The sequence below is a fragment of the Nocardiopsis lucentensis DSM 44048 genome (genome assembly GCF_000341125.1).
In the GTDB taxonomy this organism is placed as follows: domain Bacteria; phylum Actinomycetota; class Actinomycetes; order Streptosporangiales; family Streptosporangiaceae; genus Nocardiopsis; species Nocardiopsis lucentensis.
Genome location: NZ_ANBC01000397.1, coordinates 1 through 19,574 on the forward strand (window position 1 = coordinate 1; position 19,574 = coordinate 19,574).

Below are 19,574 nucleotides of genomic sequence, written 5' to 3' on the forward strand. Positions count from 1 at the left end.
GAAGACGGAGACCGACGTCTTGACCGTGGCGGAGGAGACCCCGAAGGCCACCCCCGCGGCACCGGACAGCAGGTAGCTGCGCCACGCGGCCGACGGAACCCGGCCCGCGCCCCATGCCGTGACCAGTAGGAGCACGGTCGTGCCGACCCCGACGAGCACGGAGTCGGGCCGGTCGAGGACACCCCCCTGACCGCTGGTGACCGACACCGCGAGCAGGGCCCCGAGCGCCACCACGGTGAACGCCGCGCCGCGCCACTCCGTGCGGCTCACGCGCCGCCCGCCGAGCCGGGCCGACCACGGGATACCGAACACCAGGACCAGCACTCCCAGCGGCTGGATCACCGTGAGCGGGGCGAAGCTGACCGCCGCGACCTGGAACCCCGCGCGGCCCCCGTTGAACGCCAGCGACACCCACCACAGGGGGTGTCGTAGCAGGTCGGCCACTTGGCGGCGGTCGGTGAGCGGGGCGGTCACGCGCACGGCGAGCCGCCGCTGCGCCACCGCGGCCGCCGTGTAGGCCGCGCACGACAGGACGGCGAACGCGATCCCCACCCATATACCCATGCCCGCCATCATCCCGTCCTCCTCGTGGACGGACGCGGCGGGGGTCTCTCGGTGTACGGACCACGGAGGTTGGCGGTCGTGGCGGTTGGATGCGCGGTGGCGTCCGGTCCGATCGCCGGAGGCGTGGCGGCTGAGCCTGTCCGTGCGCGCGCACGGACCGACCAGGAGGGGCGCCGGCCGCGAGGGCGTTACGCGGCCACGGGGCTGGCGAGTGTGCACGGAGGTGTGCGTCAACGGGCCCTGTCACCTGTGAGGGGCCGGATCGGCCCTGGCAAGGCTTACTGCCGTTCGAGGCGGACAGAAACAACATGTTGATGATAAAAATCGACATAGTGTATAGTTTTGGGTGGGGAGTAGTCCGGCTCCTCGCGAGTCCGATCCGGAGGAACAGTGCGGAAGCAGAACTGGCTCATCACCGGCGTCAGCTCGGGTCTGGGACGTGCCTTCGCCGAGGCTGCCCTGGCAGCCGGGCACACCGTCGTCGGCACGGTCCGTTCCGAAGGGGACCTGCGGGCCTTCGAGGAGCTCGAGCCCGGGCATGCACACGGCCGCATTCTGGATGTGACGGACGATGACGCCGTCTCGCATGTGGTCGCGGATGCGGAGCGAGGCGTCGGCCCCCTGGACGTCGTCGTCGCCAACGCAGGCTACGGCCTGGAAGGCACCTTCGAGGAGACCCCGCTGTCCGAGGTTCGACGGCAGTTCGACGTCAACGTGTTCGGGGCAGTGGCCACCCTGCAGGCGGCGCTGCCCCACATGCGCCGACGCCGCCGCGGGCACCTGATGGCCGTCACCTCCATGGGCGGGCTCATGGCAGTGCCCGGCATGTCCGCCTACTGCGGCAGCAAATTCGCCCTCGAAGGCATTCTTGAGGCCCTGGGCAAGGAGGTCGCACAGTTCGGGATCCAGGTGACGGCAATCGAGCCCGGTTCCTTCCGCACCGACTGGGCTGGCCGGTCCATGACACGCGCCACGCGGACCGTCAACGACTACGACGAGCTGTTCACCCCCATCCGTGAAGCGCGGCGGAAGGCCAGCGGGAACCAGCTGGGCGATCCGGCCAAGGCCGGAGAAGCCGTCGTGCACATCACGTCAGTCGACCAGCCGCCGGCCCACCTCGTCCTGGGCTCGGACGCGCTGCGCCTGGTCACCGCCGCGCGCACGGCCGTGGACGAGGACATCCGCGCGTGGGAGACGCTCTCCCGTACGACCGACTTCGCCGAGGGGGCCCAGCTCTGATGCCCGGCCACCACTCCGCGCGGAGCCGGCGCCCCACCGAACGCAAGGGCGATGTCCGGGAGCGGGCCATCCTGGACACCTGTGAAGCCCTGCTGGCGCAGAAGGGCTACGACGCCATGACCGTTGGCGACATCGCCCAGGGCGCCGGCATCACACGCGGCGCCCTGTACTTCTACTTCGGCTCCAAACAGGAGGTGGTCACGGCGCTCGTGGCCCGAACCGTTGAGCACCTGTGGGAGCGGTCCAGGGTCACCGCGCAGGCCGACGAGCCCCGCCAGGCCATCACGGCAGCGATGCGGCGCACGGTCGAGCTGTGGAACGAGCACGGCCTGGTCATGCGCACAGCGATCGACCTGTCGTTGACCGTGCCAGAGATCGGTGAGCTGTGGAACCACACCGCCGACCTGTTCATCACGGCCATCACCACAGTCCTGGAACGGGCCGGCGTCCAGCCGGGCAGCGAACCAGACCAGGCCTCAGCAATGGCACGCGCCCTGTGCTGGATGATCGAGCGAACCTTCTACCACGCCTCGCAGGAGTCGCGTGAGACGTTGCAGGAGGCATCCGCGACCTGCGAACACATTTGGCTGACCACCGCTGGCCTGACCTCCTGAGACATCTGTCACGGACCGTGGGCCGTACAGCCGAACCCCTCGGCCCCGAGTCCCGCCGTCCGTGCACTCCACCAGTGTCACCGGTGAGAGGACTGCGAGACGCGGCACTCACCTCCAGTCCGGTCACCAGCAGATGACGTCCACAGCCCACACCAACCCGGCGAACCCTTGCGGTCACACCACTAGTCCGCGCTGGGGACCGCGCCCCGGTACAGCTCGGCCACCACGTGCTCGATGTCGGGCTCGCGCAGGGTCAGGTCGGCGACGTCGTGCCGCCGGGTGATCTCCGCGATCACCGGTGCCGGGTTGTCCGCCAGCTCCAGCCACTGGCGGGGGGGCCCCCNCCGGGACCTCGATCGGCGCGGCCGGGGCCGCCAGGTCCACCACCAGGACACGGGGCGTGGGCACGCTCTCGCGCAGCCCGGCCAGGTCGCCGTCGTAGGCCAGGCTGCCCCGGTCGATCACCACGACCCGCTGGCACAGCCGCTCGACGTCCCCGAGGTCGTGCGTGGTGAGCAGGATCGTCGTCCCCTCCTCCGCGTTGAGCCGGAGCAGGAACTCGCGGATGGCCGTCTTGCTCACCACGTCCAGGCCGATGGTCGGCTCGTCCAGGACCAGCAGCCGGGGGCCGTGCAGGAGGGCGGCGGTCAGGTCCCCGCGCATGCGCTGACCGAGGCTGAGCTGGCGGACCGGTGTGGACAGGAACGGGCCCAGGTCCAGCAGGTCGGTCAGTTCGGCGAGGCGGCGCGCGTGGTCGGCGGCCGGGATCCGGTACATGTGGCGGGTCAGTTCCAGGCTGTCCCGGAGCGGGAGGTCCCACCACAGGGTGGTGCGCTGGCCGAACACGACGCCGATGCGGGCGGCCAGGCGGGTGCGCTCGCGGGACGGTTCGAGGCCGGTGACCCGGACCCTTCCCGCGGTCGGGGTGAGGATGCCGGTCAGCATCTTCATCGTCGAACTCTTGCCCGCGCCGTTGGGGCCGAGGTAGCCGACGATCTCACCCGTCCGGACGGTGAGGGTCACGTCGCGCACGGCGCTGACCGTGCGCCTCCTCCGGCGCAGGAGGGGGCCCTCGTGGAGGGTGAAGTCCCGGCCCAGCCCGACGGTCTCGATGATGGGCTGGTCGTCGTGGCTGGAGGTCATGGGTCAACTCCCGGTGGATCGGTAGCGGCGCAGGCCGGAGCGCCAGCAGAGGGCGGCGACGGCGCACAGGAGGAGTGCGACGAGGGGAGGGGCGAGTCGGAGCGCGTCGGGCAGCCCGGTCGGATCGGGGCGGCCGAGCAGGAACAGGGCGGGCTGCCAGCTGACGAAGGCCAGCGGGAACACGAAGGTCGCGGAGCGCACGACCTCCCGGCCGTAGACGGCGAGCGGGTACTCGGTCAACGCCTGTCCGCCATAGGTGAGTGAGTTGGCCGCCGCACGCGCGTCGGTGACGAGGAACTGGACGCATGAACTCGCGGTCCACACGGCACAGCAGATGACGACCGAGGAGACCAGCAGCACCGGCAGCATGAGGACGCGCGCGGGCGTCCAGTCGACGTCGCACCAGACGAGGGCGAGGACGAGCACCGCGGCGGAGGGAATGATCCTGCCCAGGCGCCGCGGGGTGAACTGGTCGGTGGCCAGCAGGACGAGCGGTGGGACCGGGCGGGTCAGCATCGTGTCGAAGGCCCCGGTCCGGATGTGCTGGCCCAGCCGCTCCACCGACCCCATGAGCATGTCGGCGCACCCGAAGGCCGTCGCGGACAGCCCGTAGACGAGCAGCCCCTCGGCGACGCCGAATCCGGCGAGTTCGCCCGCGTGGCCGAACACGATCACGACGGCGGCCATCTCGGAGAGCGCGCCCAGGGAGACGAAGACGGTGAGCAGGACCAGGGAGGCCGGGTACTGGGACAGGGCACGGCACCACGTCCACGCGAGCCGGACGTAGATCCGCGGCGGCCACAGCACGCGGGTTCGGATCGGTTCAACCACCCTGGACCACCACCCTGCGCGTCGCGCGGGACGTCAGCAGGGCGCCGAGCGCCAGCAGCACCGCCGCCCACAGGGCCTGGAGGGCCAGCCCGCCGGCCGCGGTTCCGCCCGGCAGCGACTCCTTGCCGAGCAGGACCTCGGCCGGGACCTGGACCATCGACGCCCACGGCAGCAGCCGCAGCACGTCCGCCAGAGCGGGCGGGAAGAGGGTGAGCGGCAACAGCATCCCGGCGGCCACCGGACCCAGAAGTCCCGCCACCGCCCACACGCCCCGGGTGTCGGTGAGCCAGAATCCCGCCAGCGCGTACAGGTAGCGCAGTCCGAACGCCACCACGGCGGCCAGGACGAAGGACGTGAGGACGGCGACCCAGCGCCCGGGATCGTCCGGGAGCCTGAGGTCGAACAGCAGTGCCCCGACGGCGAACGTGGGAACGGAGCGGAAGACCAGCTGGAAGGCGGCCCGGCCGAGGTCGTCCGCCATCCACCAGGACTGGAGGGGCACAGGGCGGAGGAGGTCGGTGGCCACGGCCCCGTCCCGGATCCGTTCCTCCAGGTCGAGGGGCGGACCCATGACGGCGGCCACCCCGAGCAGCGCCTGTGCGACGAACACCTGCGTGACCGCGTCGCGGGCGTCGTAACCGTTGATCTCGGGGCGCGCGTCGAACAGGGCGAGGAGCACCATCGCGTTGATGACGCCGAAGACGGAATTGGTGAGCACGTGCGCGAGCGTGGCGGCACGATAGGTGGAGTAGCGGCGCAGCCCTCGGGCGAACACCGCGTGGTGGACACGCATGGGTGTGGCTCCCTGGCGGATCGAGACCGTGCTGGGGGTTCGTCCGGTCTCGGGGCCGGGGCTGAGCCGACGGGCGAGTCCGGATTCGGCACGTCCCTGATCTCGCACAGGTCCGGGTCGCCGCGAGTGAGCGACAGTAACACGACGCGAGCGGCGGGGCGAGGGGTTTTCGTGAATCCCGTTTCGCGGCCGGGCGGCGCGCCGTCGGACGCCCCCGGTCACACGCGGGGGAGTCGGCCTGGGTAGCCTCCGACTGCTGAGCGGACACGGGAGGGAACAGCTGTGACGTCGACGACCACGGAGACGACCGGAGACGACCGGAAGGTCGTGGTGCTGACGGGAGCCGGGTCGGGGCTGGGCCGCAGCATGGCGCGGCGGCTGCTGGCCGACGGGCACGCCGTGGTCCTCGCGGGCCGCAGGCGCGCGCCGCTGGAGGAGACGGCGGACGGCCGGCCGGACGCGGTGGTCGTCGAGACCGACGTGACCTCCGCCGACTCTGTGCGCGGACTGTTCGACGTGGTCCGCGAGCGGTTCGGCCGGGTCGACGTGCTCATCAACAACGCGGGGGTCTTCGGCCCACGGGCGTCGGTGGACGGGATCGGGGACGAGGACTGGGAGCGGACGCTGGCCACCAACGTGACCGGTTCGGTGTACTGCGCCAGGGAGGCGGTCCGCCTGATGAAGGAGCAGTCGCCGAGCGGTGGCCGCGTCATCAACAACGGGTCGGTGTCGGCGTACCTGCCGCGTCCGCTGAGCGTCGCCTACACCGTCACCAAGCACGCGATCACGGGGCTGACCGCTGCGATGAACCTCGATCTGCGGGCGCACGGGATCCCCTGCACGCAGATCGACGTGGGCAACGCGGCGACGCCCATGGTGGCCGACTTCGGCGTGGAGGCGCTGCAGGCGGACGGGTCCACGCGCGCCGAGCCGACGATCGACCCGGCGCACGTGGCCGACATGGTGGCCCACATCGTCTCCCTGCCGTTGGACGTGTCCGTCCCCCGGGTGACGGTGATGGCGAGGGAGATGCCGTTCGCCGGTCGGGGCTAGGCTGTGCTTTCTCCGGTCCTTCGCCGCGCCTCGGCCCGCCCGTCACCCTCCACCACCCTCAACGGACGCCTGCGGCGCAGCCCCGTCCATCAGCACCCTGCCGGCGCCCGAACGGTGCGGGTCGCGGGCGCCGCGGGCGTACCCCCAGGCGATCAGGCCGATGACGAGGAGCGCGAAGAAGGCGTTGCTGCCGTACTTGAGCAGCGGCGCGACCGGCTCGCCCAGGGGTTGGACCGCGAACGAGGTCAGTCCGTTGAGGACGAGCGGAGCCCCGGCGACCAGGACGACGTGCCGCCCTGACCAGCCCTCGCGCCGCGACCACGCCCAGATGAGCGCGCCCAGTCCGGCGAGCGCCCCCAGTTCGGCCGCGATGCCCGGCCAGGTCGGAGGGAGGAACCACGAGGTCCCCAACGCGACGAGCAGGGTGAGGCCGCCCACCAGCCAGGGGGCCGGGGCCCCGCAGGGGGACGCGGCGGTGCCGTCCGCGCGGCGGCGCGGCAGGGCCAGCGCGACCAGGACCAGGAGCGCCGTGGCGGTCGCCGCACCGCCGATCTGTCCGGGGGAGGCGACGAAGCCCTCGGTGGCCAGGTGGTCGTCGAAGACGAGGTAGGCCGCCGCGAGGTAGAGCAGCGCCACGACCGAGGTGCCGAACCAGCCCAGCCACGGGCGGCGGGCGAGTTCGCGCGGGGCGAGGGCCTCGACCAGGGCGATGGGCGCGGTGAAGGACCAGACGGTGTGCCCCAGTAGGAAAGTGAGGCCCATGTCGGCGCTCACCCCGATCCCCTCGATGAGCGTGGGGTCGCGCATGTCGTCCCAGTAGTCGATGTTCCGGTAGTCGGGGTTGAACAGGCTCTGGTCGACCAGTCCGGCCTGGACGATCCCGAACGCCAGCGCGAGCAGCAGGATCGTCGGCCAGCCGCGGCCGGTCCGGCGGGCGGTCTCCCGGATGAGGAGTGCGACGGCGCCGTACAGGGGCGCGAGGACGAGCAGCCCGCCGAGGAGCACGAGCGGCCGTCCCACGTTGGAGTCGTAGCCGATGAGGTACTCGGCGCAGACCGGGGACAGCATGAGCAGACCGATCACCGGGGGCAGGCGGCGGTGGAGACGGGGGCGGGGACGTGCGGTGACCCGTGTCGTGGACATGCCACGGACATTAGCAGAGTGATCACTCTATTAATGGCGGCGGCGGGCCCGCGGGTGCCGGGCGGCGCCGATATGCTGCGCAGGATGCGTACCGTCAACCCCGAACAGCACGCCCGCAAGCGGGCCGCCATCCTCGCCGCCGCGGCCCGGGAGTTCGCCGAGAAGGGCGTCGACGGCACCTCCACCGCGAGCATCTGCCGCCGCGCGGGGATCGGCTCCGGCACGCTGTTCCACTACTTCCCGACCAAGCGCGAGATCTTCCACGCGCTCTTCGCCGACGACCTGGAGCACAACGCCCGGGCGAGGGAGGTCGCCCTGGCCGCCGACGACCCCCGCGCGGGGCTCGACGGGTTGGTCGACCACCTCGTCGCCGACGCCGGCGACCCGCTCGTCCCGGGACTGATGGCCGCCGCCCTGTTCCAGGTCAACCGGGACGCGGAGTTCGCTCGCCTACTCGGCGGGGACGAGGAGCGCACGGTCGAGGCGCTCACCGTCCTGCTGCGCGCGCTCGCCGACGACGGGCGGCCGCCCGTGTTCCCGCCGGAGCGGGCCGCCCGCTGGATCCAGCACCTCGTCGACGCCGTGTTCCTCGCGGCCGGGGACGAGGGCTTCGACGCCGACCGGTCCCGCGCCGAACTGCGCCTGATGGTCGACTGGCTGCTGACCGGCGGCGATCGCACTCCGTGACGCGCCTCACCCTGCGTCGTTACCTGGGATTCACAGAGTGACGACGCTTCGCAACGTCGGGTGGGCACGGTGGGACGCATGGACGATTCCGAAGGCAGCTACGGAACCGACGACCGCACGCGCCCCGGCTTCCTCGGCCGAGAGGCGCTGGACATGGGAGTACTGCTGCTCGCCGCCGGTGCGGCGCACGTGCTGGTGCTCTCCCTCGGACACAGCGACGGCGGTGTCCGCGCCCTCATCACCGTGGGGGCGATCCTGCTCGCCGTCTCGGCCCTGCACCGCTGGCACCGCCACCGCAGCGCGGCGGTCCGCCGGTCGCGCGGCGGGAACGGCCCGAAGGGCGGGTCCTCCTCGCCCCGGACGCCCGAGGCCGGGGACCGGCTGTGGAGTGTTCGCGTCACACTCGCCGACGTCCCGGGCGGGCTCGCCGAACTCACCGCGCGCTTCGCCGCGCTCGGGGTCGACATAAGGCTCATGCAGGTCCACCCCGACGGCGCCGAGACCACCGACGAATTCCTCGTCAGCGCGCCCGCGCACGTCGTCGAGGAGACCCTGTACGCGGCGGTCCTGGGCGCCGGGGTGCGCGAGGCGATCGTCCGGCCCGCCGACGTCCACGAGCTCAGCGACACCACCAGCCGGACGCTCCGACTGGTCAGCGCCATGGTGGAGGGAGCGACGACGCTGGAGGGGGCGCTGCTGTCCCTGGCCTCCGCCCAGGACGTCGAGCGCGCCGACGCGGCGCCCGAGGGGATGGGGGAGGAGGACACCTCCGGCACGACGATGACCCTGCCCTCCCCGGACGGGGCGGTCCTCGTCGTCCGCAGGGTGGGGGTGCCGTTCACCGCCGTGGAGTTCGCGCGGTGCCGAGCCCTGGCCCAGGTGGCCGCCTCCCTGCACGGTCGCTCGCGGCAACGCTGACGGCGGTCCCGCGTCGTGGGTGTCCTCGACGCGGGCTCCCTTCACCTGGTGGCTCGACCGCCGTCACCCGCCGTTCGCGACCCCCTGGTTGGCTTCGGCGCGGGCGTGATCTCGCCCGTCTCCCCCAACCCCACCAGGAAGCACCATGCGTAAGACCATGGCGGCCACGGCCGCCATCGCCGTCTCCCTGACCGGGGCGTCAGTGGCCGCCCACGCCGACGAGCGGGGACCGGTGCGCGGCCCCCGGCCCATCAGCGTCGAACTGTCGGTGCTCGGCACCTACCACACCGACGCCTTCGACGAGTCGGCCGCCGAGATCGTCGCCCATGACCCGGACACCCAGCGTCTGTTCGTCGTCAACGCGGCGGCGGCCACCGTCGAGGTCCTGGACGTCTCCGACCCGGAGGAGCCGACGAAGCTCTTCGACCTGGAGACCGCGGGCGTGGCGGCGGCCGACGGCTCGACCGTGGCGGAGGGGGGCGTCGCCAACTCCGTGGCGGTGCACGACGGTGTCATCGTGGTGGCGGTGGAGGCCGAGGACCGGACCGAGCCGGGCTGGGTGGTCTTCTTCGGCGCCGACGGCGTCCCGCTGAACGCGCTCCGGGTCGGGGCCCTGCCGGACATGGCGACCTTCACACCGCACGGGCGGGCCCTGCTGGTCGCCAACGAGGGCGAGCCGAGCGACGACTACACCGCCGACCCGGAGGGCTCGGTGAGCGTGGTCCGGATGTCCGGCGACCCGCGGGGGCTCACCCAGGACGACGTGGACACGGCCGACTTCCGCGCCTGGGACGAGGGCCGGGAGCTCCACTCCGAGGTGCGGGTCTTCGGCCCCGACCTGTCCACGGAAGAGCCCGGGACACCGGGCCGGGTGGCGCGCAACCTCGAACCGGAGTACATCTCCGCGGGGGCCCGCGGTACCGCCTACGTCGTGCTCCAGGAGGCCAACGCCTTCGCGGTCCTGGACGTGGGCGCCGCCGAGTTCACCGACATCGTGCCGTTCGGCGTGAAGGACCACCTGGAGTCGGGCAACGGTCTGGACGCCTCCAACAGGGACGGCGAGGCCCGGATCGAGAACTGGCCGGTCTACGGGATGTACCAACCCGACGGGTTCGACACCTACCGGTGGCGCGGGCGGACCCTGCTGGTCACCGCCAACGAGGGCGACTCCCGGGACTGGGACGGTTACTCGGAGGAGGAGCGGCTGGGCTCACTGGCCGCCGACACCCCTCTGTGCGAGGACTCCCCGCGCCTGCGGGACTTCCTGGCCGACAACGACCAGGGGATCGGCACGGTCGACGAACTGCTCGACGACGCCAACCTGGGGCGCCTGCACGTCTCCGCCGAGGACGGCCTGCGCGAGGACGGCAGCTGCTACGAGGACGTGTACGCCCACGGGGGCCGCTCCTTCTCGATCTGGACGGCCGACGGTGAACGGCTCTTCGACTCCGGTGCGGACTTCGAGCGGATCACCGCGGAGGCCGACCCGGACCACTTCAACGCCAACAACGACGAGAGCTCCTTCGACGCGCGCAGCGACGACAAGGGGCCCGAGCCCGAGTCCGCCGTCGTCGGCAGGGTGTCCGGGCGCACCTACGCGTTCGTGGGCCTGGAGCGGGTGGGCGGCGTGATGGTCTACGACATCACCGACCCCCGGTCGGCGTTCTTCGTGCGGTACCTGAACAACCGCGACTTCTCCGCCGAGCCCGGCGCCCGGGAGGCCGGAGACCTCGGACCCGAGGGCCTGACCTTCATCGAGGCGGACGACTCACCGATTCCCGGGGTTCCGGTCCTGGCGGTGGCCAACGAGGTGAGCGGCTCCACGAGCCTGTTCCGGGTCGACCGCGTGGCGCCGGGGCGTCGCTGACACCCGCACGGGGCCCAGTCGTCGGGTGGCCGACGGCTGGGCCGTCGTCACATCGGGGGCATCAGGACGTCCCACACCAGCCCGATGCCCACGTACCAGACCAGGGCCATCAGGAGGGCGACCCCGAGGGCGGGCAGGCGGTCCGCCCCCCGGCGGGACGCCACCAGGGGCAGGACGAGGCCGACCACGGCCTGTACCGCCGTGTTGACGTACCAACCAAGCCGCCATCCGTCGTCGGGCGGCATCGGGATCCCGAGCAGAACGAGCGTCACCTCGTCCACCAGCACGCCCAGGGACTCGGCGAGGAACACCGCGCCCAGCAGGCCGAGCGCGCCGAGCCGCAGCGGTCGGGGGACGTCGCGCACCAGCCAGGTCCCGGCCAGGGCCAGAACGGGTCCGGCGACACACGCGGCCGCCAGCCAGGCCCAGGCGGGGACCAGCCACGCGTCGACGTCGGCGAGGGCGGCGGGGCCCGGGAGCACGGCCACGACGAATCCGTAGTAGCCCACCACGGAGGCGACCAGGAAGAGTGCCCCGGCGGGGAGCGTGAAGCCGGTGCGGAGACGGGCGAGCGCCGCTCCCACGCCCAGGGCGGCGGCGCACCACAGGGCCGAGGAGTCGCCGATCATCGTGAACGGCGGGAAGGGGAGGACGTCCGGGACGAAGGGGGTGGCGATGCCGAACAGCAGTCCGGCGGCCAGGACGCCCGCACCGGCCGACACGTGCCGTGCGGCGGAGGGGGCGGGGTGGGAGGTGGAGATCGATGAGGATTCCATACCGGCTCTATCGGCCCGCCGCGCGGACGGGGTTCCGTTCGGGCCCCGCGTCCGCGACACCCGTCCCGGCGCCTGACCCGCACGGACGCGCCGAGGTTGTCCACAGACGCCGTTTCGGTGGGGAAAACTCCGGACGCGTGGGTAGATGTCGCGTATGGCAACCCCACTGTCACCCCCCGTCCGCATCCGCCCCCGACCCCTCGCCCGAGCCGCCGTCCTGGCCCTGGCCGCCTCGTGCGCGCTCGGGACCGGTGCGGCCCTCCTCGCCGCCCCGGCCCACGCGTCCGCCCCGGCCGTCCCCGCCCCCGCGACCCTGCCGCCCGATCTGCGGGAGGGCGACTCCGGAGCCGACGTCACCGAGCTCCAGGAGCGCCTGAACGAGCTCGGCTACTGGACCAACGGCGTCGACGGCGAGTTCGGCTACTACACGGAACAGGCCGTCGTGGCGCTCCAGAAGGCCGCCGGGATCGCCCGCGACGGCATCGTCGGCCCCGACACCCAGGAAGCCCTCGACCAGGGAGTGCGTCCGTCGGCCACCACCGACTCCGGCGACCTGCTGGAGATCGACCTCGACGACCAGCTGCTCCTCGTCGTCTCCGACGGCGAGGTGGAACGGGTCATCAACACCTCCACCGGATCGGGCCGGCCCTACGAGAGGTGGGACGGCACCGAGGTCATCGCCACCACGCCCACCGGGACCTACTCCGTCTTCCGCGAGGTGGACGCGTGGGACCCCGGGCCCTACGGAGCGCTGTACCGGCCCAAGTACTTCAACGGCGGGATCGCCGTGCACGGCTACCCCAGCGTCCCGGCCCACCCCGCCTCGCACGGCTGCGCCCGGGTGAGCATGGCCGCCATGGACTGGCTGTGGGAGAGCGGGAACATGGAGGTGCACACCACCGTCGTCGTGTACTGACCGAGAAGTGGGGACCGCGGCCGTTTTCGGCCCGTCACGAAGGAGGACCGCGTGCCCTTCCGGATCACCACCGAGCCCGGCCGCCCCGACCACCCCAACGAGGACTTCGCGGCCGTGAGCGCCGACTGCGCGGTGCTGCTCGACGGCGTGACCGCGCGTCCGGACGACGGGTGCCGCCACGGGGTCGCGTGGTTCACGCGATCCCTCGGCGGCCTGCTGCTGGCGGGGGCGGACGCCGGGCTCGGCCTGCGCGAGGCGCTGGCGGAGGCGATCGCGGGCGTGTCCTCGCTGCACGGCGGGTCCTGCGACCTCACCAATCGCGGGACTCCGTCGGCCACCGTCGTCGCGGTGCGCCTACGCGGGGGAGTGCTGGAGTACCTGGTCCTGTCGGACTCGGTGCTGCTGGTGCGGGGGGAGGGCGGGACGCGCGTGGTCGCGGACACCCGGTTGGACGACCTCAGAGGAAGGGTGACCGGCCCGGTTCGCGCGTACCGCAACGTGCCCGGCGGATTCTGGACGGCGGGCGCCGACCCGCGGGCGGCGGACGAGGCGGTGGCGGGGACGGCGCCGCGGGGTCCCTTCGCCGCCCTGACCGACGGCGCGGGGCGGGCCGTGGAGGTGTTTCGCGCGTACCGCTGGGACGAGGCACTGGACCTGGTGCTGGAACAGGGCCCCGACGCCCTGGTGGCCCGGGTGCGCGAACTGGAGCGAGCGGATCCGGAGGGGACGCGTCACCCGAGGGGCAAGGCCCATGACGACGCCACTGTGGTCACCTGGACCCCGTGACCTTATTACGGTCAACCGCATCCTGTGTTCTGGTTCGCCAGATATGCGGAGAATGAGTCTCTTTCTGTTGGAGTGCCAGGTGAAACGGGGGTGAAAATCTCGAAGTTATGGTGGACGTTTCGTTCGGTGTGTGGGATCACATTTCCCGCCTTTTTAAGAAAAGTTCCCCGAAGGGTCGTCCTCCTCGTCCTCCGGTGCGGGGCAGGGGAGACGCACGCCTCGTCCCCAACGGGACTTCTGGCGCTTTCGTGTGTCGTGTCCATCCGGTAGATTTCTTGGTAACCGAACATTCGGGGCCATCACCTGGACGCCCCCTTGTCCATCGGTTCCCTCACTTCCCCCGCACGTGTGTTCCACGTGCGCACCTCGCGTCAACGCGTTCCATGGTCGTCGTCCCGCCCGCTGAAAAGGAGATGGTGTGAGCAGCACGGGCGTCCTCGAACCGACCGGCCCCAACGGATCCCTCAGCGGAACGGGCTGGTTGGATCACCTCCTCTCCACCCCCGTGAACGGTGCCGTCGAACGGACCCGTCCGGTACGCGACCTCGTCGGGTACCACCAGCGACCCGACCCCACCAACGCCGCCACGCCCGCCGAGTTCCTGCTGACCATGCGCCGCTACCTCGTCTGGGCGGGGGACTGGTCCTACCTGGAGCTGGAGTACCTGTGCGGCGGAGCGGTCAAGAGCTCGACCTTCCGTGCGGCGCTGGAGGGTACGCGGATGCCGCGCTACGTCGTCCTCATGGCCTTCGTGACCGCTTGCGCGGGTGAGGACGAGGCCGAACGCGGCCGCTGGGTGACCGCCTGGCACCGCCTCCGCCACTCCGGTTGAGTCAGGAGACGCGCTCCGGCTCGGCGCCCTCACCCGTGCGAGCTCCGGGAACACCGTTCAGGAGCCGCTCGGTGAGTGCGGCCAGGTCGCGGCGTGCCTTCGGGTCGTAGGCCTGTGCGTGGGCGCGGGCCTCGTCGAAACGGTCGAAGTAGCGTCCGGTGACGCCCTCCAGTGCCGAGTCGGCGATCAGTCGCAGCGTGGGCAGGACCCCGTCGTCCACGGTGGCGGCGGGGGCGAACCCGCTCTGCCGCACCATCCGCGTGTCCATCAGGTGCGCCGGGTGCAGCGCGTTGACGGTCGTGCCCTGGCCCCTCAACTCCTCGGCGAGGTCGAAGGTACCCATGATCATCGCGAGCTTGCTGCGGCAGTACGCCTCGACTCCCTCGTAGCCCCGGGTGAACATCGGATCGTCGAAGTCGACGGGGAGTTGCCCCGCCGACGCCACGTTGACGACCCGCGCCGAGCCCGCCGCGGCCAGCGCCTCCCGTAGCTCACGGACGAGCAGGTACGGGGCGAGGTGGTTGGCGGCCAGCCGGAGTTCGTGCCCCTGGCGGCTGGTCTCGCGTACCGAAGGGTCGGCGCCTCCACCGACCGCGGCGTTGTTCACCAGCACGTCGAGGGTCGGGGCGTCCTCGCGCACGCGTTCGGCGACATCCCGTACCTGGTCGAGGTCCCCCAGGTCGGCGCGGTAGGTGCGCACCTTCGCGGCCCGGGCCCCGACCTCGCTCGCGACCCGGTCCAGGCGGTCGCGGTCGCGTCCGTGGAGCAACAGGACGGCGCCCCGGGTCGCGAGGTCGTGTGCCAGGTGGCGGCCGAGTCCCGACGACGCCCCGGTGATCAGCACGGTCTTGCCCGCCATGGGTCCTCCGTCATCGAAAAATTATCAAGGACTTGATGGTCATTCAGGACTTTACACCGATACGCGGCGCTAGGCTCACCCGTATGGAGGAGATGCCCGCCGGGGAGCGCCTCGGCTTCGACATCAAGCGCGCCGAGCAGGCACTGATGTCGGCCAAGGCCGCCGCGCTACGCGAAACGGGCCTGAGTGTCGCGCAATACGCGGCGCTGTTCGCGCTGCACGACAGCCCCGGCATCTCCGGGGCGGCGCTCGCCCGCGTCTGCCTGGTCACACCCCAGGCCATGGCGGCCGTGCTCAAGGCCCTCGCGGCCGACGGGCTGGTGGAGAGGGGGGCGCACCCCTGGTACCAGCACGTCCTCCAGACCCGGATCACCGAGGCGGGCGCCGAGCGTCTACGCGCCGCCGACCGGCGGGCGGCGCCGATCGAGCGCCGCATGGCCGATGCCCTCACCCCGGAGGAACGCGACACCCTGCGGGAACTCCTCGACCGCTGCGTGGCGGCCGTCAACGCCGACGGGTCCCCCTGAACCTCAGTGGCCGACCACACCGGCGTCGATCCGCTGGCCTCTGGTCGTCTGGACCACGACGGGGAGGCCCTGCGGAACCTCGCCGTCGAGGCGTTCGATCAGCTCGCTCCTCGGGGGCAGGTCCCCCGAGGAGCGGACGTGGACGTGGATATCGTGCGCGACACCATGTCCACGCGGGTGACGGAGGAGCCGGGGGTGTCGGCGAGCCACTCGCCGGCCGCTTCCTTCGCCCGTGCCGTCCACAGGTCCACGAGGATCGTGACCGTGGTGTTACCGACGAGCGGGATGAACACGACGGTGAACAGCAGGGCCATGGCGAGACGGGTCCTGCGGGTCGCCCTCCGGGCGCCCCCGGCCCCGTACCCGACCACAGCGAAGACCGCCATGCCCGCGGAGACCAGACCGAAGAGGTTGGACAGGAACAGCACGAGCGCGCCCATGGCGGGCCAGAAGGCGAGATGCCCCAGACACACCCCGGCCACCACCAGGGGCGGGACGAGGGAGATCGCGATCGCCACCCCCGGAAGCACGGCGGCGACGTCCCGGCGGGACAGGGCCAGCGCACCGGCGAGCCCCGTCGCGACGGCCGACACCAGGTCCATCAGGCCCGGTGACGTCCTTCCGGAGATCTGGCCGTTGGAGAGCAGGTCGTAGCTCTCGGGAAGGGCCACCGAGAACACCAACCCCACACCGATCACCAGCAGGCAGCCGAAGAGGACGATCCTGACCGAACCGGTCCGCCGCCGTTGGACGGAGCCCAGGGCGATGCCCATGATCGGTGTCGCCAGGGGAGCGATGATCATCGCCCCGATCACGGTGGCGGTCGAGTCGGTGATCACCCCGCCCGCGGCGATCACCGACGACAGGGTCAGCATCGTCCAGAAGGCCGAGCGCTTGGCCCTGCTGTCACCGGCCGAGAGGTCGAGGTCCTCCACCATCTCGTCCAGCGTGCGACGTTGTGTGGCCGGGACGATGCGTTCGAGGAGTGCGCTGAGCATGGCCCGAGTATCGCCCCCGGGGTCCCTCCGGCCAGGTCAGACACGGCGGGCGCGGGACGGGGGAGGACACGGGGTCGTTGTCAGGAGGCCCGCCGGGTGCGGCCGGGGCCGAGGTGGCCGGGCGCGGCGTCGGTCCGGAGCACGAGCGCTACGCCGTCACGGAGTCGGGCGTCACCGACGTCGAACTCTGGCTGGTCCGGGCGGAGCGCCCGGAGCCCTACCTCCAGAGCACGCCGCACACCAGGGTGGTACTCGCCCTGCTGCGGACGATGCGTCCGGAGGGACCGCGCTGGGAGTGACAGCCGCCCGTCGCCCCCGATTCCCGAGGTCACCGGTGTGCCCCGGGGACGCGGGCGGCCCCGGAACCTAACGTGGGCCGCATGCGCGTACTTGTCACCGGCGGGGCGGGGTTCATCGGGTCGCACGTGGCCGAGGCCCTGCGGGATGCCGGGCATACGGCGGTGACCCTCGACGTCCTCCTGCCGCAGGCGCACTCGGGGAGGCCACCGGGCGACGCCGGGGTCGACCTGGTCTGCGACGTCCGTGACGGCGAGGCCGTGGAGCGTGCGCTGCGCGGGGTGGACGTCGTGTGCCACCAGGCGGCGATGGTGGGCCTGGGCGCGGACTTCGGCGACGCGCCGGACTACGTCGGATGCAACGACCTGGGCACCGCGACGCTGCTGGCCGCGATGGCCCGCCGGGGTGTGCGCGACATCGTGCTCGCCGGGTCCATGGTGGTCTACGGCGAGGGGGCCTACACCTGTACGGAGCACGGCCCGGTCCGGCCCGGGCCCCGGCGGGAGGCCGACCTGGCCGTCGGTCGCTTCGACCCCCCGTGCCCGCGCTGCGGGGCGCCGCTGGCCCCCGGGCTGGTCGGCGAGGACGCCCCGACCGACCCGCGCAACGTCTACGCCGCCACCAAGCTGGCGCAGGAACACCTCTGCGCGGCGTGGGCGCGGGCCGTCGGCGGACGCGCGATCGCACTGCGCTACCACAACGTCTACGGTCCCGGCATGCCGAGCGACACCCCGTACGCGGGTGTGGCGTCCTTCTTCCGGTCGGCTCTGGCCAGGGGCGAGGCCCCGCGCGTGTTCGAGGACGGTCGCCAGCGGAGGGACTTCGTGCACGTCCGCGACGTGGCCGACGCCAACGTGGCGGCGGTGGCGGCTCTCACGGGACGACCGGAGGGCGTCCTGTCCGCGTTCAACACCGGCAGCGGAACCCAGCACACGGTCGGTGAGATGGCGTGGGCGCTGGCGGAGGCGCACGGAGGACCGTGCCCGGTGGTGACCGGTGACTACCGGCTGGGCGACGTCCGGCACATCACCGCGTGCTCCGCGCGCCTGACCGAGGACCTCGGCTGGCGTCCGCGTGTGGGCTTCGCCGAGGGCATGCGGGAGTTCGCGCGGGCGGGGCTGCGCGCCCGCGCCGGGGCCGACGTGCCGGCGAGGTGACGGTGCTGCCCGCGTGTCGTGGGACGTCCCTCCCCCGCGGGAGCCGTTTCGCTACGTAGCGTGATCATCGTGATCAATGAGCGACATGGGAGCGACGACTCCGCTGTGTACTCCGACCAGACCGCGAGGGACCCCGAGGTCCCACCGGGAGAGCACCGGCGACCACCGGTGGACGTGATCCTGCCGTGCCTGGACGAGGCGGCGGCCCTGCCATGGGTCATCGAGCGCGTCCCCTCCGGATGGCGGCCGATCGTCGTGGACAACGGGTCCACGGACGGTTCGGCGCGCATCGCCGAACAACTGGGCGCATCGGTCGTCACCGAACCGCGGCGAGGGTTCGGGGCGGCCTGCCACGCGGGGCTCCTCGCCGCCACCGCCGACATCGTCTGCTTCTGCGACTGCGACGCCTCGCTCGACCCGGCACTGCTCCCGCGCGTGGTGGAGGCGGTGCGCGAGGGAACCGCGGACCTGGTCGTGGGCCGTCGCCGCCCCACCGTCGGAGGCGCCTGGCCCGCCCACGCCCGCGTGGGCAACGCCGCGGTGACACGGATGCTGCGCAGGCGCAGCGGGGTGCGGCTGCGCGACATCGGTCCCATGCGGAGCGCGCGGCGGGAGGACCTCCTCGGGCTCGGCCTGACCGACCGGAGGTCCGGCTACCCCCTGGAGATGGTCGTGCGCGCCGCGGACGCCGGATGGCGGATCGACGAGGTCGACGTCCCCTACCTCCCGCGGACCGGTGCCTCCAAGGTGACGGGGACGTGGCGGGGGACGTGGACGGCGGTGCGGGACATGTCATCGGTGCTGCGCGGGCCCGCGGCGCCGAGACCGGCGCGGTCGGCGGGGAGGGGCCGGTGAACGGCCTCGGGGAGGACGTTCCGGCGGCCGGGGCCGCGACGCTCCTCGTCATCGCCAAGGAACCCGTCCCCGGCAAGGTCAAGACGCGGCTGACCCCGGAGTACACGCTGGAGGAGGCGGCCCGCCTGGCCGCCGCCGCGCTGTCGGACACGTTGGACACCGTGCTGTCGCTTCCCGCCCGCAGAAGGGTGCTGGCTCTGGAGGGGCAGCCTGGCCCGTGGCTGCCGGACGGGGGGTTCGACGTGGTCCCCCAGTCGGGTGGTGGACTGGACGAGCGATTGGCCGCCGCGTTCGCCCGGTGCTCGGGCCCGACCCTGCTGCTCGGCATGGACACACCGCAGGTCACGGCCGCGATCCTGGCCCCCGTGCTGGCCGCCGACGCCTGGACGCGCGCGGACGCGTGGTTCGGACCGGCCGAGGACGGCGGGTTCTGGGCGCTCGGCCTCGCCGAACCCGACCCCGATCTGCTGCTCGGCGTGCCGATGTCGACGGCACGGACCGGTCGGGTGCAGCGCCGGCGCCTGACCGCCGCGGGTCTGCGGGTGGCCGACCTGCCACTCCTGACGGATGTGGACACCGCCGCGGACGTCGCCCGGGTCGCGCGCCAGGTCCCGGGCAGCCGGTTCGCTCGGGCTGTCGCGGACCGAACGACGGGACTCGTGCGATGAACGCGGCCGAGACCGCCGCCTCCCCCGTGGACGTGGCGGCGTGGCGGGGCG

At 72.4% G+C, this 19,574-nt stretch carries 19 protein-coding genes and 3 pseudogenes; 14 read left to right on the plus strand and 8 right to left on the minus strand.

Annotated features, from left to right (window positions below; genetic code table 11):
- Window positions 1-564, minus strand: a pseudogene (locus D471_RS0113340) (DMT family transporter); the annotation flags it as partial.
- A gap of 390 nt (window positions 565-954) precedes the next feature.
- On the opposite strand from D471_RS0113340, the gene D471_RS0113345 reads away from it, so the two are divergent.
- Window positions 955-1,803, plus strand: a complete 849-nt coding sequence (locus tag D471_RS0113345; protein ID WP_017599072.1) for an oxidoreductase — start codon at window positions 955-957, stop codon at window positions 1,801-1,803.
- Window positions 1,803-2,417, plus strand: a complete 615-nt coding sequence (locus tag D471_RS0113350) for a TetR/AcrR family transcriptional regulator (protein ID WP_017599073.1) — start codon at window positions 1,803-1,805, stop codon at window positions 2,415-2,417. The genes D471_RS0113345 and D471_RS0113350 overlap by 1 nt, the downstream gene beginning before the upstream one ends.
- 182 nt (window positions 2,418-2,599) lie before the next feature.
- Here D471_RS0113350 and D471_RS34325 read toward each other — a convergent pair.
- From D471_RS34325 to D471_RS0113365, 3 genes and pseudogenes are all read right to left on the minus strand, one after another.
- Window positions 2,600-3,560 (minus strand): annotated as a pseudogene (locus D471_RS34325) (ABC transporter ATP-binding protein).
- 3 nt (window positions 3,561-3,563) lie between these two features.
- Window positions 3,564-4,391, minus strand: coding sequence for an ABC transporter permease (locus tag D471_RS0113360; RefSeq protein WP_051059165.1), 828 nt, complete (start codon window positions 4,389-4,391; stop codon window positions 3,564-3,566).
- Window positions 4,384-5,184 carry an ABC transporter permease gene (locus tag D471_RS0113365; RefSeq protein WP_017599075.1) on the minus strand — a complete coding sequence of 267 codons (801 nt, stop codon included), beginning with the start codon at window positions 5,182-5,184 and terminating at the stop codon, window positions 4,384-4,386. The genes D471_RS0113360 and D471_RS0113365 overlap by 8 nt, the downstream gene beginning before the upstream one ends.
- 282 nt (window positions 5,185-5,466) lie before the next feature.
- Between D471_RS0113365 and D471_RS0113370 the strand changes: the two genes are divergently transcribed.
- Complete coding sequence (locus tag D471_RS0113370) at window positions 5,467-6,237, plus strand: SDR family oxidoreductase (RefSeq protein WP_017599076.1); 771 nt, start codon at window positions 5,467-5,469, stop codon at window positions 6,235-6,237.
- A 42-nt stretch (window positions 6,238-6,279) separates the two neighbouring features.
- Here the strand turns inward: D471_RS0113370 and D471_RS34330 are convergent, their stop codons facing one another.
- On the minus strand, window positions 6,280-7,380 hold the full coding sequence (locus D471_RS34330) for a hypothetical protein (RefSeq protein ID WP_017599077.1): 1,101 nt from the start codon (window positions 7,378-7,380) through the stop codon (window positions 6,280-6,282).
- An 84-nt stretch (window positions 7,381-7,464) separates the two neighbouring features.
- Here D471_RS34330 and D471_RS0113380 point away from each other — a divergent pair, with 84 nt between their 5' ends.
- The 3 genes from D471_RS0113380 (at window position 7,465) to D471_RS0113390 (ending at window position 10,852) form a co-directional block, all read left to right on the plus strand.
- Window positions 7,465-8,067 (plus strand): TetR/AcrR family transcriptional regulator, encoded by a 603-nt coding sequence (locus D471_RS0113380; RefSeq protein ID WP_193789764.1) that lies wholly within the window; start codon window positions 7,465-7,467, stop codon window positions 8,065-8,067.
- Between the two features lie 78 nt (window positions 8,068-8,145).
- Window positions 8,146-8,985, plus strand: coding sequence for an ACT domain-containing protein (locus tag D471_RS0113385; protein ID WP_017599079.1), 840 nt, complete (start codon window positions 8,146-8,148; stop codon window positions 8,983-8,985).
- Window positions 8,986-9,130: 145 nt separating this feature from the next.
- Complete coding sequence (locus D471_RS0113390; RefSeq protein ID WP_017599080.1) at window positions 9,131-10,852, plus strand: choice-of-anchor I family protein; 1,722 nt, start codon at window positions 9,131-9,133, stop codon at window positions 10,850-10,852.
- Window positions 10,853-10,899: 47 nt separating this feature from the next.
- Here the strand turns inward: D471_RS0113390 and D471_RS40180 are convergent, their stop codons facing one another.
- Window positions 10,900-11,628 (minus strand): DUF6518 family protein, encoded by a 729-nt coding sequence (locus tag D471_RS40180; RefSeq protein WP_017599081.1) that lies wholly within the window; start codon window positions 11,626-11,628, stop codon window positions 10,900-10,902.
- Between the two features lie 154 nt (window positions 11,629-11,782).
- On the opposite strand from D471_RS40180, the gene D471_RS0113400 reads away from it, so the two are divergent.
- The 3 genes from D471_RS0113400 to D471_RS0113410 all read left to right on the plus strand — a co-directional run bounded on the left by D471_RS0113400 (window position 11,783) and on the right by D471_RS0113410 (window position 14,162).
- Window positions 11,783-12,544 (plus strand): L,D-transpeptidase family protein, encoded by a 762-nt coding sequence (locus D471_RS0113400; RefSeq protein WP_017599082.1) that lies wholly within the window; start codon window positions 11,783-11,785, stop codon window positions 12,542-12,544.
- Window positions 12,545-12,595: 51 nt separating this feature from the next.
- Window positions 12,596-13,330, plus strand: a complete 735-nt coding sequence (locus tag D471_RS0113405; RefSeq protein ID WP_017599083.1) for a hypothetical protein — start codon at window positions 12,596-12,598, stop codon at window positions 13,328-13,330.
- Between the two features lie 418 nt (window positions 13,331-13,748).
- Window positions 13,749-14,162 carry a hypothetical protein gene (locus D471_RS0113410; protein WP_017599084.1) on the plus strand — a complete coding sequence of 138 codons (414 nt, stop codon included), beginning with the start codon at window positions 13,749-13,751 and terminating at the stop codon, window positions 14,160-14,162.
- A gap of 1 nt (window position 14,163) precedes the next feature.
- On the opposite strand, the gene D471_RS0113415 is transcribed toward D471_RS0113410, so the two are convergent.
- Window positions 14,164-15,021, minus strand: coding sequence for an SDR family NAD(P)-dependent oxidoreductase (locus D471_RS0113415; RefSeq protein WP_017599085.1), 858 nt, complete (start codon window positions 15,019-15,021; stop codon window positions 14,164-14,166).
- Between the two features lie 83 nt (window positions 15,022-15,104).
- Between D471_RS0113415 and D471_RS0113420 the strand changes: the two genes are divergently transcribed.
- Window positions 15,105-15,548, plus strand: coding sequence for a MarR family winged helix-turn-helix transcriptional regulator (locus tag D471_RS0113420; protein WP_017599086.1), 444 nt, complete (start codon window positions 15,105-15,107; stop codon window positions 15,546-15,548).
- 98 nt (window positions 15,549-15,646) lie between these two features.
- Here D471_RS0113420 and D471_RS34340 read toward each other — a convergent pair whose 3' ends face one another.
- Window positions 15,647-16,546 (minus strand): DUF389 domain-containing protein, encoded by a 900-nt coding sequence (locus D471_RS34340; RefSeq protein ID WP_241479622.1) that lies wholly within the window; start codon window positions 16,544-16,546, stop codon window positions 15,647-15,649.
- Between the two features lie 125 nt (window positions 16,547-16,671).
- Between D471_RS34340 and D471_RS0113430 the strand changes: the two are divergent.
- From D471_RS0113430 to D471_RS0113445, 4 genes and pseudogenes are all read left to right on the plus strand, one after another.
- Window positions 16,672-16,809 (plus strand): annotated as a pseudogene (locus D471_RS0113430) (PadR family transcriptional regulator); the annotation flags it as partial.
- Between the two features lie 117 nt (window positions 16,810-16,926).
- Window positions 16,927-18,000, plus strand: coding sequence for an NAD-dependent epimerase/dehydratase family protein (locus tag D471_RS0113435; RefSeq protein WP_017599088.1), 1,074 nt, complete (start codon window positions 16,927-16,929; stop codon window positions 17,998-18,000).
- Between the two features lie 105 nt (window positions 18,001-18,105).
- Window positions 18,106-18,855 carry a glycosyltransferase family 2 protein gene (locus D471_RS0113440; RefSeq protein WP_017599089.1) on the plus strand — a complete coding sequence of 250 codons (750 nt, stop codon included), beginning with the start codon at window positions 18,106-18,108 and terminating at the stop codon, window positions 18,853-18,855.
- On the plus strand, window positions 18,852-19,523 hold the full coding sequence (locus D471_RS0113445) for a TIGR04282 family arsenosugar biosynthesis glycosyltransferase (protein WP_026127696.1): 672 nt from the start codon (window positions 18,852-18,854) through the stop codon (window positions 19,521-19,523). Before D471_RS0113440 ends, D471_RS0113445 begins: the two co-directional genes overlap by 4 nt.
- Window positions 19,524-19,574 lie beyond the last annotated feature (51 nt).

Coding starts and splice junctions, on each gene's coding strand:
- D471_RS0113350 (WP_017599073.1), top strand. CDS start 1,803: ATGCCCGGCCACCACTCCGCGCGGAGCCGGCGCCCCACCGAACGCAAG.
- D471_RS0113365 (WP_017599075.1), bottom strand. CDS start 5,184: ATGCGTGTCCACCACGCGGTGTTCGCCCGAGGGCTGCGCCGCTACTCC.
- D471_RS34330 (WP_017599077.1), bottom strand. CDS start 7,380: ATGTCCACGACACGGGTCACCGCACGTCCCCGCCCCCGTCTCCACCGC.
- D471_RS0113380 (WP_193789764.1), top strand. CDS start 7,465: ATGCGTACCGTCAACCCCGAACAGCACGCCCGCAAGCGGGCCGCCATC.
- D471_RS0113385 (WP_017599079.1), top strand. CDS start 8,146: ATGGACGATTCCGAAGGCAGCTACGGAACCGACGACCGCACGCGCCCC.
- D471_RS0113390 (WP_017599080.1), top strand. CDS start 9,131: ATGCGTAAGACCATGGCGGCCACGGCCGCCATCGCCGTCTCCCTGACC.
- D471_RS40180 (WP_017599081.1), bottom strand. CDS start 11,628: ATGGAATCCTCATCGATCTCCACCTCCCACCCCGCCCCCTCCGCCGCA.
- D471_RS0113400 (WP_017599082.1), top strand. CDS start 11,783: ATGGCAACCCCACTGTCACCCCCCGTCCGCATCCGCCCCCGACCCCTC.
- D471_RS0113415 (WP_017599085.1), bottom strand. CDS start 15,021: ATGGCGGGCAAGACCGTGCTGATCACCGGGGCGTCGTCGGGACTCGGC.
- D471_RS0113420 (WP_017599086.1), top strand. CDS start 15,105: ATGGAGGAGATGCCCGCCGGGGAGCGCCTCGGCTTCGACATCAAGCGC.
- D471_RS34340 (WP_241479622.1), bottom strand. CDS start 16,546: ATGCTCAGCGCACTCCTCGAACGCATCGTCCCGGCCACACAACGTCGC.
- D471_RS0113435 (WP_017599088.1), top strand. CDS start 16,927: ATGCGCGTACTTGTCACCGGCGGGGCGGGGTTCATCGGGTCGCACGTG.